We start from the raw sequence: 13,634 nt of genomic DNA on the forward strand, positions 1-13,634 counted from the left end.
GATGCCCTCACCACCCTTTCGGCCTAGCAACTCTCACCCGTCGTGCCCACCGCCACCGCACGGCGGTGGGCCCCCGGTCGCGCGAGCGCATGATCATCTCGCCGGCCAGCCGCACGCCCTGCCGCGCGTTGAGGTGCGGCAGGTAGGCGCGGCTCACCGCGTTCGCGATGCGGGGGAGCGCGGCCGAGTCCGGGTAGGCCATGAACATCGGGCGGTACACCGGCTGGAACTTCGCCTTGAACGCGAACAGCGAGCGGAACCCGTACACCGGCTCCAGCACCTGCCCGGTGAAGTCCAGGACCCGTTGCAACGCGCGCGGCCGCTGACCCCGGTCGAGCCTGGCCAGAGGTGCGCCGGACAGGCTGAGGAACCTCGCGCCCTCCTCCTTCAACGACGAGGCGGCCGAGGCGATCAGGAACTCCATCGAGCCGCGGAACCCGTCCGAGCGGCGGCGCATGAAGTCCAGCGTCCAGCCCACGACCTCGCCGTCGGCGTAGACCGGCAGCCAGCTCGTCACACCGTGCACCGTGCGGTCGGCGTCGACCGCGACCAGGCAGCGCACCCCCTCTCCACGCAGCTCCTCCAGGCCGCCCAGCGTGAACCCCATCTCGGGCAGGCCCTTGTCCGCCACCCACTCCGCCGAGATCGAACGGATCTGGTCGGTGATGGCGTACGGGGCCTCGGCGAAGGTGCACCACTCCGCGGTGATGCCGGCCTTCGCCGCCTTGTTCAACGCCGTGCGGACGTCCTGCCACTTCTTGCCGGTGAAGCTCAACGTGTCCAGCTCGACCACGGTGTCCTCGGCGACCTGCACCGCGGACCAGCCGAGGTCCGCCACCGCGTCCGTGGTCGCCGCGCCCACGCTGTACAGGCACGGCGTCCAGCCGTTGCGCGCACAGAACTCGGCGAACCCGCGCACGGCCGCGACCGGGGCAGGCCCGATCGGGTCGCCGACGGTCAACGCGATCGTCGCGACCACCCGGTACGCGATGGCCGTCTCGCCGTCGGGCGTGAACCAGTACTGGTTGCCACGCCACGTCGTCATGTACGACAACGACGAGCCGCCATAGCGCTGTACCAACGCGCGCGCCCGCTCAGCTGCCTCCGTGCACGCGGTCGGCCACGCACGCCACGACGCCATCAGCAGACCCGTGAGCACGATCAGCCAGAACACCACGCCGGTGTACTCGAACAGCAGCGTGCCCACGAACCCGTCCGCCGCGAACTGCAGCGGCACGAGCCCGACCAGGTACCCCGGCGGCAGGAAGCGCGCGGGCAGGTCGGCGAGCAGTTCCGCGAACCCCGGCACAGGAGTGAGCTCCTCCCGCACCAGGTACCCGCCGAACACGTACAGCGCCGACAACAGCGCCACACTGCCCAGCGTGAACCGCCAGAACCGCACGACGGCATGCCGCGGCAACGCGATGTCGAAGTGCCCGCGCGTCACCAGGAGCACGACCGTGATCGCGAGCGGCACCAGCATCGGGATGCTGTAGGAGAACACCAGGTCCAGCGCCGCCCGGTCGGGAATCTGCGCCGCCTGCACGACGTACCACCCGATGAACCCCGCGTACGCCACGTTGCACACCAACGCGGACCACCACGCGAACCGCCGTCCACGCCGCAGGCCTTCCGCGAGCACCAGCAACAGCAACGCCGGCAGCACCGACATCACCAACGCCGGAAAACGCCCGTACGACAGCTGGACCAGCATCGTCCGGCACAGGGTGACCGCGTCCGGAACGGCACACACGGCGTCCACGTCCACCTGCGAAGGCTGTGCGACCGCAACGACATCGGCGAACCACCACAGCGGACCGTCCTGGTTGGGCGACATCATCGCCACCACCGGGCCGAGCGCCGAGGCCGCCAGCAGCAACGCCACCAGCACCCGCGTCTCCTGCAACGTCCGTGGTCTCTCCTCGGCACCTCCCCTCAGCAGCAACGCTCCGACCAGCAGACCCACCACACCACCGGACAGCCGGAGCACGTCCTCCAGCCATCCTGAGTACAGCGTAAGGACGAGCACCGACAAGATCGTGAACATGCGCACCCGCCGCCTCCACAACGGCGGCATCCGGAAGGTCAGGGCCAGCGCCAGTCCCACGCCGCCGACCGACGGACCGGCGGCGACCTGGTCCACCAGCGAGTCGAGCCACCACCACCCGACGGCCTGCCCGAGCAGCACCCACGAGATCCCCAGCAGCACGCCGACCACGTGCGACACCAGGAAGATCGCCGCAGTCCGCAGCGCCCCGAGCTCCCGCTCGGCCAACGCCCCGAAGACCAGCAACAGCACCGTGGTCGCGAGGTAGGCCGGCAGGTCCATCGCCCACAGGGCCGAGCTCAAAGCCGTCCACAACGGACTTCCCGGGCCCGTCCCGACGTGCCCCAGCACCTCGTCGGTCGGCGGTGCCAGCGCCCCCGCGGTCCAGAACACGACCAGGAACGAGCACGTCAACGGCGCCGTCCGGAACAACCTGCTGATCAACTGCCGCACCCGGTGCACCACGGCCACCACCCTGTTCACCTGCTCAACCCCGTCCGCGCAGCCAGCCACGGCAACGCGTGCTGGTACAGCCCCGCCCGCCACACGTTCCAGTCGTGCCCGCCGGGCAGCTCGTGCCACACCACGTCCATGCCCGCCTTGCGACAGGCCTCCAGCACCAGCCTGTTCGCGTCGCGGAACCCCGGATCGCCCTGCCCGACGACGATCATCCCGGCGGTCGCCGGAAACCGTTCGCGCGCAAGGACGTCCATCGGGTTGACGCGCATGAACGCCGCCTCGTCGCCACCGAACGCCGCCTTCACCGTGTCCGCGCGCGTGCCGAGCGTGGGCTCGCTCTGACCGCTGAGGTCGATGAAGTTGCCGTACACGTCCGGCGCGCGCACGGCGAGCTGCAACGAACAGGTGCCACCGTGGGAGATCCCGCCGACGGTCCACGCTTCCCGGCGCTCGTCGACGGTCAGCCTCTTCTTGATCCACGCCGGCACGTCCCGCGCCAGGTACGTCTCCGCCTGCCCCAGCTTCGAGTCGAGGCACAGCGGGTTCGCCGTCAGCGCACCGAGCTGGTCGGCCACCACCACGATCGGCGCGAGCCCGTCGTGCGCGCGGGCGTACGCGTCCATGTTCTCGATGAGCCGCCCCGCGTCGTTCCAGTCGCGCGGACTGCCAGGCTGGCCCGCCATCAGCACGATGACGGGCAGTCGCGGCCGTGGCGTCGCTGCATATGCCGGCGGCAGGTACACCCACCCTGGGCGCGCCTGGAAACCGCCGGGCACGTCCACTTCGGAGATCGTGCCCCTGTCCGGCAGGTCGGGTGGTTTGCGCCAGACGTCGGCCAGCCGCTTGCCCGCGGGCACCTCGAGGACCTCCGAGCTGGGCTTCGCGACCTCGTCGAGGTCCACGCTCGGGTTGTCGAACACCTCCAGCGCGGCCCGCATCGTCGGGTACTGCCCGAAGAACGCGTTCGTCGCCGTCAACGCGCTCGCCACAACAACAAGCGCCGCCATCACGCTCAACGTGCGCAAGTACCACCGCCCGGTCCGCAACCGCGCGACCGCCAGGCACAACGCCACCAATGCCGCGCCCAGCCACACCACCAGGGTCGGCGGCAGGGGCTCCGGCCACGGCTTCCACACGTGGTCGACCACGTACGTCAGCCCCGCGACTGCCAAAGCACAGGCGAGCACGGCCACCGGGAGGACGCGCGTCCACCACGTCCGCTTCGCCCGGATCGCCAGGAAGACCAGTGCGCCCACGCCCGCGACGGTCGCGGTGACGGGGATCGGTCCATTTAGCAGGGACAGATCCAGAAGGCTCGTCATGCGGTCAGTTCATCAGCGGATCTACAGGTTCCACATCGGTAGTTGGTCTTGGTTCAGCCACGTGAACATCAGCCTGAAGGCTGACAACCCTTCAGCCCGAAGGCGCGTCGCGCCACGCGTTCGTCAACACCCGCAACGCATCCGTGTGCGCGGCAATCTCCGCAGCACGGGGCAAATCGGACTCCGCGATGCCCAGTTCACGCAACGAGGTCACCGCACCAAAGCGTGTCGCCGTGTCGTGGATGCGCTTGCTCAAGTCGGCGGGCGCAGTGTGTGGAAGCAACGCCGTGTGCGTTGCGGCATGCGGCAACCCGAACGATCCACCCAAAACGTGCGCGAGCTTGTGGTGCAGTCCCATTGGAACGGACGCCAGACATGTGCCCGCCAACCACGCCGAGTGCAACAACTCGGTCCGTGCGTCCACCGTGGACGGGTTGCCGCTCAACGCGTGCAAGATGCCCTCGATGGCCTTATGGGCGATCGCGTCGATCAACGGGTTCTCGTTGCCTCGTGCCGTCACGGCGTGCGCGAGAGCGTTCATAGCACTGGTCACCGTGACGTCCAACGGCAAGCCCAGCGTCAGGTCGACGTCGTAGACGACGGTGTCCGGCTGGATCGCCGGGTCCCGCCGCGTCTCCTTGCGCCCGGCCGCCGTCTCGCCGAGCACGGGCGTGACCTCGGACCCGGCGTAGGTGGTGGGGATGATGACCTGCGGCACGCCCGCGCGCACCGACAGCGCCTTCGACAGACCCGTGCTCGACCCGCCGCCGACCGACACCACGCAGTCCACGCCGTGGTCGTGCAGCGACGCCAGCGCGCGTTCGGTGACCTCGACGGGCGTGTGCATGGCCGCGCCGGTGAACCTGGCCGCGAGCAACGGCCCCAGTGCCTCGGCCACCCGGTCACCGCCGTGCCGGGCGATCAGCAGCACTCGGGAGGCACCCAGGCGCTCGGCCTCGGCGCGCACGGAGGACGACGTGCCGCGGCCGAACACGATGCGCGTGCGCGCGGGTTCGAAGGTGAAGCTCACGAGGTCGAATATTCAGCGCCGGTAGACCGGTCGCAACTCTGAGGAACCAGACTTTCGACTCTGCTGGGTGACATGGTCACTCCGTAGCGTGAAAAGCCATGAAGCGTGTTCGTGTTGTAGTGGCGTTAGCAGGGGTCCTGACCCTCACGCCAATCCCTGCCACAGCGGCGACACCGGCGTTCACCCTGTCCGGCGGAGTGTCCGCACCCATCCACTCCATGGCCGATGCCGTCCGCGAGACGGTGTGGGTCGACAGCGGCCTCGACCTCGACGGCGACGGCCGTGGCGACCGCGTGACGGCCGACATCATCAGACCGGCCACCACCGGGCGCGTGCCCGTGATCATGGACGCGAGCCCGTACTACCAGAGCACCGGCCGCGGCAACGAGAGTGAGATCAAGACCTACGACTCGGCCGGCGCTCCGGTCAAGTTCCCGCTCTTCTACGACAACTACTTCGTACCGCGCGGCTACGCGGTCGTGCTGGTCGACTTCCTCGGCACGAACCGCTCACGCGGCTGCGTCGACGTCGGCGGCAGGTCGGAGATCGCGTCCGCCAGCGCCGTGATCGACTGGCTGAACGGTCGGCGCACCGGCTACACGACCGTCACCGGCGGCACGACGAAGTCGGCGAGCTGGTCGACCGGCGCCGTGGGCATGATCGGCAAGTCGTGGGACGGCTCGATCGCGAACGGTGTCGCGGCGACCGGTATCGACGGGTTGAAGACCATCGTGCCGATCGCCGCTATCAGCTCGTGGTACGACTGGTTCCGTTCCGACGGCGTCTCCTACCGCAGCTACAGCTCGCCAACGGGCCTGGGTTCGCAGTTCGAGAACTCCAACGCCCGCTCACGGTGCGGTGCCGTGCGCACGGAGATAAACAACGGTTCGCCGGCCAACGGCGACTACACGGCCATGTGGCAGCAACGTGACTTCGTGCGCGACGCCTCGCGCGTGAAGGCGTCCGTGTTCGCCATCCACGGCCAGAACGACCTCAACGTGAAGACGCTCCAGTACGGCCAGTTCTGGGACGCGCTGCCGGCCTCCGTGCCGAAGAAGCTGTGGTTCTCGCAGACCGCGCACGTCGACCCGTTCGACTTCCGCCGCGGTGAGTGGGTCGCGACCCTGCACCGGTGGTTCGACCGCTGGCTGCTCAACGTGCCCAACGGCATCGAGAACGAGTCGCAGGCCTCCGTCGAACGCAACCCGGACCAGTGGGAGAACACGCAGACGTGGCCGCCCACCGGGACGACCACTCAGGTGCTGCGTCCTTCTTCTTCGGGCCTCGGCACCGCGCCAGGAACGGGCACCGCGGCGTTCACCGACAACGGCACCGCCACGCCCTCCTCGTGGCTCTCCGGCTCGAACACCGGCCGCGTCGTCTACTCGACGGCACCGCTCACGTCCGACCTGCTCGTCGCCGGCACCTCGTCGATCACCGTGGGCGTGTCGTCGTCGACGCCGACCGCGCACCTGACGGCGTACCTCGTCGACTACGGCCCGGCACGGGTGCGGACCGGTGAAGGCATCCGCACGCTGACCACGGAGTCGTGCTGGGGCGAGAACCGCACCGGCGACGACGCCTGCTACCGCAACACCGAGACGACGGCGGGCAACGTGGACGCGCAGGTCATCGCCCGCGGGTGGGCGGATCTCGCGAACTACGAGTCACGCTCTGTCACGCGCGCGATCACGCCGGGCACCAAGTACCGCATCACGTTCCGACTGTCCACAACGGACCACCTGGTGCCGGCGGGCCACCGCCTGGGCCTGCTGATCGGCGGCACCGACTCGAGCGTCATCGTCGCGCCGAGCCGGCTGCCCCGGCTGACCGTGGACCTCGCGGACACCTCGGTGCGCGTCCCGATCCGCGGCGCGGTGCCGTCGGCATCCGCTGATCCCATCACCGCCCGCACCGTTTCCGCAGGTACGACGAGCGCTCTGGGCTAGTGCCCGGAGTTGTCGGTGCCGCTCGCTAGCATCGGCGCCATGGGTTCAACCGACCACGGGGACGCGCTGCAGGTCCTGCAGCGCGTCTTCGGGTACCCCGAGTTCCGCGGCGAGCAAGCCGACATCGTCGAGCACGTGATCGGGGGCGGCGACGCGCTCGTGCTCATGCCGACCGGTGGCGGCAAGTCGCTGTGCTACCAGATCCCCGCGCTGGTGCGGCCGGGCACGGGCGTGGTGATCTCGCCGCTCATCGCGCTGATGCAGGACCAGGTCGACGCGCTGCGCGCCCTGGGCGTGCGCGCGGGGTTCCTGAACTCGTCGCTCTCGTGGGACGAGCGCCGGATGGTGGAGGCGGAGTTCGTCGCGGGCGAGCTCGACCTGCTCTACCTCGCGCCCGAGCGGCTCAGCTCCGAGGCGACCGTGAAGCTGCTCGACAAGGCCGACATCGCCCTGTTCGCCATCGACGAGGCGCACTGCGTCTCCCAGTGGGGCCACGACTTCCGGCCCGACTACCTCTCGCTCGCCCACCTGCACGAACGCTGGCCCAAGGTGCCGCGGATCGCGCTGACCGCCACGGCGACCGAGGCCACCCGCGCCGAGATCCTCACGCGCCTCGACCTCACCGACGGCCGCCAGTTCGTCTCCAGCTTCGACCGGCCGAACATCCAGTACCGGATCGTGCCGAAGAAGGAGCCCAAGAAGCAGCTCCTCGACCTCCTGCGCGGTGAGCACCAGGGCGACGCGGGCATCGTCTACTGCCTGTCCCGCGCCTCGGTCGAGAAGACCGCCGAGTTCCTGGTGGCGAACGGCATCGAGGCCCTGCCGTACCACGCGGGTCTCGACGCGTCGGTCCGCCAGCGCAACCAGGCCCGCTTCCTGCGGGAGGACGGCCTGGTCATGGTCGCCACGATCGCCTTCGGCATGGGCATCGACAAGCCGGACGTCCGCTTCGTCGCCCACCTCGACCTGCCGAAGTCCGTCGAGGGCTACTACCAGGAGACCGGCCGCGCGGGCCGTGACGGCCTGCCCTCCACCGCCTGGCTCGCCTACGGCCTCAACGACGTCGTGCAGCAGCGCAAGATGATCGAGTCCTCGGAGGGCGACCAGGCGTTCCGCCGCCGCAGCCAGGCCCACCTGGACGCGATGCTGGCCCTGTGCGAGACGGTGAGCTGCCGCCGCACGATGCTGCTCGACTACTTCAGCGAGAAGGGCACCCCCTGCGGCAACTGCGACACCTGCCTCTCCCCGCCCGAGTCGTGGGACGGCACCGTCGCGGCCCAGAAGCTGCTCTCGACCGTCTGGCGCCTGCGCAACGAGCGCAACCAGAAGTTCGGCGCCGGTCAGGCCATCGACATCGTCATGGGCCGCAAGACCGCCAAGGTCCTGCAGTTCGACCACGACCGCCTCAGCACCTTCGGCATCGGCGAGGACCTCACCGAGTCCGAGTGGCGCGGCGTCGTCCGCCAGCTGCTGGCCCAGGGCCTGCTGGCCGTGGAAGGGGAGTACTCAACCCTCGTCCTCACCCCGGCGAGCTCCGAGGTCCTCTCCCGCAAGCGCACCGTGCTCATGCGCAAGGACGCCACCCCGATCCGCTCCACCACCCGCACCGCCGCGGCAGGCGGCGTGGCCAAGCCGAAGGCCGCCGTCGACCTCCCCGCGGAGGCCGCGCCGCTGTTCGAGACCCTCCGCAAGTGGCGTGCCGACCAGGCCCGCACCCAGGCGGTCCCGGCCTACGTCATCTTCAACGACGCCACGTTGCGCGGCATCGCCGCCACCCGCCCGAGCACCCTCGCGGCGCTCGGCAACGTGAGCGGCGTCGGGCAGGCGAAGCTCACCAAGTACGGCACCGCCGTCCTCGAGCTGGTGGCCGGCACCGCCCCGGCCGACCTCACCCAGCCCACTGAGGCCGCCGCTCCCGTCGCGGCCAAACCCGCCCGCACCTCCAGGCCGTCCGCACGCGGCACCGCGGCGGGGGCGTGGGCTCCCGGCGGCTCCGACGACGACGGTTTCGCCTCCCTGTCCGAACCCGAGGAGTGGCCAGAACCGGAGGAACCGCTCGACTGGTGACCCCTCAGGTCACCTCCTCGATCCGCACCCTCTTCACCACGCTCATGCCCGACTCGGCGACCTTCCCGAAGGCCGCCCGGTTCAACCCCAGACACCCGTTCCCGGTCGCGACGACCTCCACCGTCACGGCCCGCCCGCTGTCCAGGTTCGTCACCCGCACCACAGTCCCGATCGGCAGCTGAGACGAGAATCCAGCCGCCCTCCCACCCACATCCGACAACTGGACCACAGCCCCGTCACACACAACGCGTCCGGCCGCTTCTGCTCGCGGTTGCGACGACTCCACCGGCGCCGGTGCGTTTCCGACGATTTCCACCCGCACCCGCCGGAACACCGTTTCGGCGGGTCCGCGTCCGGCGTCCGGTGTCCGGACCGCCTCGAACGCCGCGAAGTTCAACGCCGCGCATTTCGTCGAAGTCCCGACGACCGGAACGGTGATCGTGCGCGAGTTGGCCAGGTTCGTGATGCGCAGTGACGTTCCCACCACCAGCTGATCGGACAACACCCCGGCCGGCCCACCGACTTCCCTGAGCTCCACCGGCTGTCCGGCGCAGACCTCCTTGCCCGCGACGGACGACTGCGACGACAGCGCCCCCGACCCGGCCAGGGCGAAGGCCGTACCCCCGACCGCGGCCACCACCGAGACCACCCCGGCGGCCGTGATCCAGCCCCTCGACCAGCGCATGTGCAACACCCGACCTTTCTGTCAGGCCGTACGGCCCGCAGAACGGCGTGGTTCAACGGCGCGTGGCTCTCAACAGGGCCGTTGGGTCACACGCGGCCAAATGGTCGCGCACGACGACGTGGGTGAAGCGGTACTCCCCGTCCACCCGCGTGAGCAGCAGCCGATCCTCGGCGAGGTGCAGCAAAGCCTTGCGCCGGAACGACAACTCGCCCAGCGCCAGAGGTCGGGTGAGTCCTTCCGCCGCCCACTCGGCGAGCGCGTCGAACGGCCAGAGGTAGTCGCGGGCGGCGACCGGCGTCACCATCAGCCCGATGGCAACGCCCAGCGCGGAACCCCACGAGCCGAACGACGCGATGCCACCCAGCAAACCCACCGCACCGAACAACGGCACCGCCGGTTGCACCCACCACGGGCGGCCGAGCCGCATGCGTTGGTGCTGCCCCGGACGCACCGTCCGCCACACCCGTCCCACGGCCGCCGCGAACACGCCACCCGCAACGCCTGCGGAGAAACCGAGCCCCATGCCGGCCATCACCGAATACGGTTCGACCCACACCATGGAAACGCCGGGCGCGACGGCGATCAGGATCGACCACGCCACGGGTGCATCGCCGGGAACGAAGCCCAACGCCAAGAAGAATGCCGTCACCACCACGAACACGTACGCGACGAAGTAAGGCCATTGCGTTCCGATCCCGCCGAGCCACAAACCGACGAAACCGACCAACAAGCCCATGAGCAGACCGGCCAGGAAACCCATGCCGGCGGTTATCAGACCGTGCGCGCGCCCAGGCGGATGGAACACGTGCGGCAGCTTGTTCACCCACAGCAGCAACAGCGAAGCCGACACCACGAATGCCAACGCGGACCAGAACCCGAGCTGCAGGCCGGTCATGAACGTCACCGCACACATCCCACCGGCCAGTGCGGCAGGCACAGCGCGAACGAACAACAACCACAGCGGACGCGTCGGCAGCAGCGGGAGCCACGCACGGCGGTGTGGCAGGTGCACGGGCGCACCGAGGTCCGGTCTGCCCAGCCGGGCGAGGAACTTGAGGGCGCGGATCGTGGGACCGGCTCCGCGTTGACCGGAGAGCCGTTCCACGACGAAGGAGCCGACGAGATCGGTGCCGACCACGTCGACCTGCTTGTCGAGGTGCGTCAACGCGAGGAGGTTCAACGCCAGCGGTGACGTCAGCCGTTCCCAGACCTCCGGCGTCAGCGCGGCCTCCAGGCTGTCGAGCCGGGGGCTGACCGACGCGATGTACTCCAGCACCTCGCCGCGGGACAGGGGCTCGATGTGAGCGGACGGCAGGTTCTCGATCGGTCCGGTCGAGGTCACGACCGAGGCGAACGGCGCCAGTTCGGACTCGCAGTGCTCGCGGTCGACGCGCGGTACCTCGTCGAGCCCGTCGATCAGCACGGCCACCCGGCCGCGGCGCAGCCAGATCGTGCCGGCCGAGCGGCTGATGCCGTAGCGGCGGTTCATCTCCCGCAGCAGCCACGCGGTGAACTCGGTGGGCTTGCGCGAGCCGTACGGCCGCCAGGTCGCGAGGTCGACGACGACCGGGATGGGCGCGTCGGGGTCGTTGCGCGCTCGTTCCACCAGCATCAGGCAGAGTTCGCGCAGCAACGTCGACCGCCCGCTGCCGACCGGGCCGACGAGCACCATCGTGTGCCCGAGCCGGTCGTACATCGCCGGCAGGTCTGTGGAGGAGATCTCGTCACCGTCGGCCCGCACGGACAGCTTGGGCTGACGCAGCACACCGAGCTTGATCTGGGTCTGCGCGGCCAGTGATGACGCGAGCAGCGTTTTCACCCGCGACTCGACCCGGCTCAGCGCCGACGAACGGCTGGAGGTCTCGTGGCCGCGAACCCGTTCCCAGATCGCCAAGATCGCTGCGACCAGCACGATCGTGCCCACCGCCGGCCACAGCCAGCGCCCGAACTCGCCGAGGAACTCCGGCGCGGCGCCGCCGGTGCTCACGCTGATCGCCGCCGGGAGCAGCAGGAGCACGGTGACCAGGCACAACCCGGCTAACGCGGTGAGCCGTGCCGCCCTCGTCACCCCGCTCGGATCCACCTTCACCTCCGCGATCCCGGCGAACGACGGTAACCGGGTCGCCGGGATCGCGGAAGTGACCGGGCCGCGTTGCCGAGGAGTCGGCGCGTCCGGTGGTTTCGGGTGGTGATCGACGCGCGCGCCGGTGGACACCGATGGTCCATTCCTGCGTAACCCACACGCGCCTCAACCGTCCGAGTCGCCTCGGACATCCACACCGGGTGACTCCCGCCGACGTGCGGGTGGAACGCACGCCGACGGGGTGGTCAGCCTTGGATCACTGCTGGTCGCCGAACTTCCGGAGACCGTCCTTGAGCTTGTCCTCACCCTGGTCGATGTGCTCGCTGTGCTTGCCGCCGGTCTTCTCGTCGGCGAACTGCCCCGCGCGCTCCACACCCTGGTCGACCTTGTCACCGTGCTGACCGATGAGGTCCTTGGCCTTGTTCTTCAACTCGTCGAAGCCCATGACTTCATCACCTCCCTATGGAGTTCGGGTACCCGGTCCGGCGCCCGGCAACCGTCACTGGATCGAGTGAAGTGCGGCCATCGGCTCACCCTCCACATCGGACGGCTGCGGCAGCCCACTGCCCAGCGCGACCAGCTGAGTGATCCGTTAACCCTTGCCGCGCTGCCGCCGGCTCCACTAGGAAGCGCGCATGAGGCGAATCGCAGCTGGGCTGGCAGTGGCGGCGCTTGCCGCCGGCTTCATCACGACCGGCACCGCGTCCGCGCAGCAAGAGCTGACCAGGCCTGACTGCGGCTACACCGTGACGCCGGACGAACCTCCCGCTCGTCCGGTGTCCGTGCCGCGCGACCCCTGGTTCACCAAGGGCAAGGTGCTGGTCAAGATCAAGACCAGCCAGGGCGACCTGCCGCTCGTGCTCGACCGCACCAAGGCGCCGTGCACCGCGCACAGCTTCATCCACCTGGCACACCGCGGCTTCTACAACAGCACCGAGTGCCACCGCCTCACCGCGTACCCGACGCTCAAGGTGCTGCAGTGCGGTGACCCGTCGGGCACCAGCGAGGGCGGCCCCGGGTATCGGTACAAGGACGAGCTGCCGACCGACCTGCAGCCCGCGCCGAACGACCCGACCGGCGAGCGCCGCATCTACCCGCGCGGCACGCTCGCGATGGCCAACGCCGGCCCCGACACCAACGGCTCGCAGTTCTTCCTGGTGCAGTCCGACTCGGTCCTGCGCCCGAACTACACCGTGTTCGGGCAGATCCTGCCCGAGGGCATGAAGACGCTCGACAAGATCGCGGCGGGCGGCATCGCGGGGGAGAACCCGCTGGACGGCGCCCCGGTCGTCAAGTCCGAGCTGAAGTGGGTGCTCCCGCTCGGGATCTGACCCCGTCAGGCCCCGGAGCGCGCCCAGCCCGACAACGCGCCGTAGAACGCGTCCGAGAGCCGCCGGACCACCTGCTCGTCAGGTAGTCCGGCGGCTTTCTTCAGGTCGAGGATCTCCCGGGGGTCGAACAGCGCGTTGAGCAGGAACCGCCCGACCGGCAGCAACGGGTCCGGCAGCTCCAGTTCGATCAACACCCCGCGCACCGCCCTGTCCCACGCCCGGCACGAGAGCGCGGCCGCGGCGTCGGAGGTGCGCAGCCGTTCCAGGAACCCCCGCTGCGACCAGAACCGCACGATCACCGGACCGTGCACGCCCTGCATCCGCACCCAGCACGACACCTGGTGCTCGAACAACTCCTTGCCGGTCTTGCGCGACCGTTCGCCGTGCTCGACCAACGACGCCATGACGTCCTCGTGGTAGGCGACGACAAGCGCCTCCACGGACGGGAAGTGCCGATATGCCGTCGCCTGCGACAGGGACGCCTTCTGCGCGATGGACTGCATCGTCGCCGTAGCTGGCTCATCCCGCAGAACGTGCGTGGCCGCGTCCAGCAATCGCTTGCGGTTGCGGCGCGCGTCACTGCGGCTGTTCGTGTCCTCTGGCAGGACGTCCTCCCCATGAACGTCGTTCGACGAACTGCCAGTGCAGGATAGGGCGGAGA

10 protein-coding genes are annotated in these 13,634 nt (G+C 69.6%); 3 read left to right on the plus strand and 7 right to left on the minus strand.

The genetic code is table 11. The annotated features are described in order from the left end of the window. Positions 1 to 7: 7 nt before the first annotated feature. The 3 genes from BBK82_RS23755 to BBK82_RS23765 all read right to left on the minus strand — a co-directional run bounded on the left by BBK82_RS23755 (position 8) and on the right by BBK82_RS23765 (position 4,858). Positions 8 to 2,530 (minus strand): bifunctional lysylphosphatidylglycerol flippase/synthetase MprF, encoded by a 2,523-nt coding sequence (locus BBK82_RS23755; protein WP_065916972.1) that lies wholly within the window; start codon positions 2,528 to 2,530, stop codon positions 8 to 10. Further along, complete coding sequence (locus tag BBK82_RS23760) at positions 2,527 to 3,828, minus strand: alpha/beta hydrolase (RefSeq protein WP_065916973.1); 1,302 nt, start codon at positions 3,826 to 3,828, stop codon at positions 2,527 to 2,529. Before BBK82_RS23760 ends, BBK82_RS23755 begins: the two co-directional genes overlap by 4 nt. Positions 3,829 to 3,919: 91 nt before the next feature. Then, positions 3,920 to 4,858, minus strand: a complete 939-nt coding sequence (locus tag BBK82_RS23765) for a maleylacetate reductase (RefSeq protein ID WP_065916974.1) — start codon at positions 4,856 to 4,858, stop codon at positions 3,920 to 3,922. Positions 4,859 to 4,956: 98 nt separating this feature from the next. Between BBK82_RS23765 and BBK82_RS23770 the strand changes: the two genes are divergently transcribed. Together BBK82_RS23770 and recQ are read left to right on the plus strand one after the other, a co-directional pair. Beyond that, positions 4,957 to 6,807, plus strand: a complete 1,851-nt coding sequence (locus BBK82_RS23770; protein ID WP_083268111.1) for a Xaa-Pro dipeptidyl-peptidase — start codon at positions 4,957 to 4,959, stop codon at positions 6,805 to 6,807. Between the two features lie 39 nt (positions 6,808 to 6,846). Next, positions 6,847 to 8,874, plus strand: coding sequence for a DNA helicase RecQ (gene recQ / locus BBK82_RS23775; RefSeq protein ID WP_065916976.1), 2,028 nt, complete (start codon positions 6,847 to 6,849; stop codon positions 8,872 to 8,874). A 4-nt stretch (positions 8,875 to 8,878) separates the two neighbouring features. Here recQ and BBK82_RS23780 read toward each other — a convergent pair whose 3' ends face one another. The 3 genes from BBK82_RS23780 to BBK82_RS23790 form a co-directional block, all read right to left on the minus strand. Then, entirely contained in the window at positions 8,879 to 9,559 is a 681-nt protein-coding gene (locus tag BBK82_RS23780; RefSeq protein WP_154697454.1) for an RlpA-like double-psi beta-barrel domain-containing protein, read from the minus strand. A 52-nt stretch (positions 9,560 to 9,611) separates the two neighbouring features. Further along, positions 9,612 to 11,774 (minus strand): hypothetical protein, encoded by a 2,163-nt coding sequence (locus tag BBK82_RS23785; protein WP_065916978.1) that lies wholly within the window; start codon positions 11,772 to 11,774, stop codon positions 9,612 to 9,614. A 124-nt stretch (positions 11,775 to 11,898) separates the two neighbouring features. Beyond that, positions 11,899 to 12,087 carry an antitoxin gene (locus BBK82_RS23790; RefSeq protein WP_065916979.1) on the minus strand — a complete coding sequence of 63 codons (189 nt, stop codon included), beginning with the start codon at positions 12,085 to 12,087 and terminating at the stop codon, positions 11,899 to 11,901. A 190-nt stretch (positions 12,088 to 12,277) separates the two neighbouring features. Between BBK82_RS23790 and BBK82_RS23795 the strand changes: the two genes are divergently transcribed. After that, on the plus strand, positions 12,278 to 12,973 hold the full coding sequence (locus tag BBK82_RS23795) for a peptidylprolyl isomerase (protein ID WP_065916980.1): 696 nt from the start codon (positions 12,278 to 12,280) through the stop codon (positions 12,971 to 12,973). A 5-nt stretch (positions 12,974 to 12,978) separates the two neighbouring features. Here the strand turns inward: BBK82_RS23795 and BBK82_RS51695 are convergent, their stop codons facing one another. After that, positions 12,979 to 13,476: a TetR/AcrR family transcriptional regulator gene (locus tag BBK82_RS51695; protein WP_237048337.1), complete on the minus strand. Its 498-nt coding sequence runs from the start codon at positions 13,474 to 13,476 to the stop codon at positions 12,979 to 12,981. Positions 13,477 to 13,634: the final 158 nt, after the last annotated feature.

The organism is Lentzea guizhouensis, from assembly GCF_001701025.1.
GTDB lineage: Bacteria > Actinomycetota > Actinomycetes > Mycobacteriales > Pseudonocardiaceae > Lentzea > Lentzea guizhouensis.

Bases quoted from the DNA above. Each gene is read 5' to 3' on its own strand.
- BBK82_RS23760 (WP_065916973.1), bottom strand. From the start codon at position 3,828: ATGACGAGCCTTCTGGATCTGTCCCTGCTAAATGGACCGATCCCCGTC.
- BBK82_RS23770 (WP_083268111.1), top strand. From the start codon at position 4,957: ATGAAGCGTGTTCGTGTTGTAGTGGCGTTAGCAGGGGTCCTGACCCTC.
- recQ (WP_065916976.1), top strand. From the start codon at position 6,847: ATGGGTTCAACCGACCACGGGGACGCGCTGCAGGTCCTGCAGCGCGTC.
- BBK82_RS23780 (WP_154697454.1), bottom strand. From the start codon at position 9,559: ATGCGCTGGTCGAGGGGCTGGATCACGGCCGCCGGGGTGGTCTCGGTG.
- BBK82_RS23790 (WP_065916979.1), bottom strand. From the start codon at position 12,087: ATGGGCTTCGACGAGTTGAAGAACAAGGCCAAGGACCTCATCGGTCAG.
- BBK82_RS23795 (WP_065916980.1), top strand. From the start codon at position 12,278: ATGAGGCGAATCGCAGCTGGGCTGGCAGTGGCGGCGCTTGCCGCCGGC.
- BBK82_RS51695 (WP_237048337.1), bottom strand. From the start codon at position 13,476: ATGCAGTCCATCGCGCAGAAGGCGTCCCTGTCGCAGGCGACGGCATAT.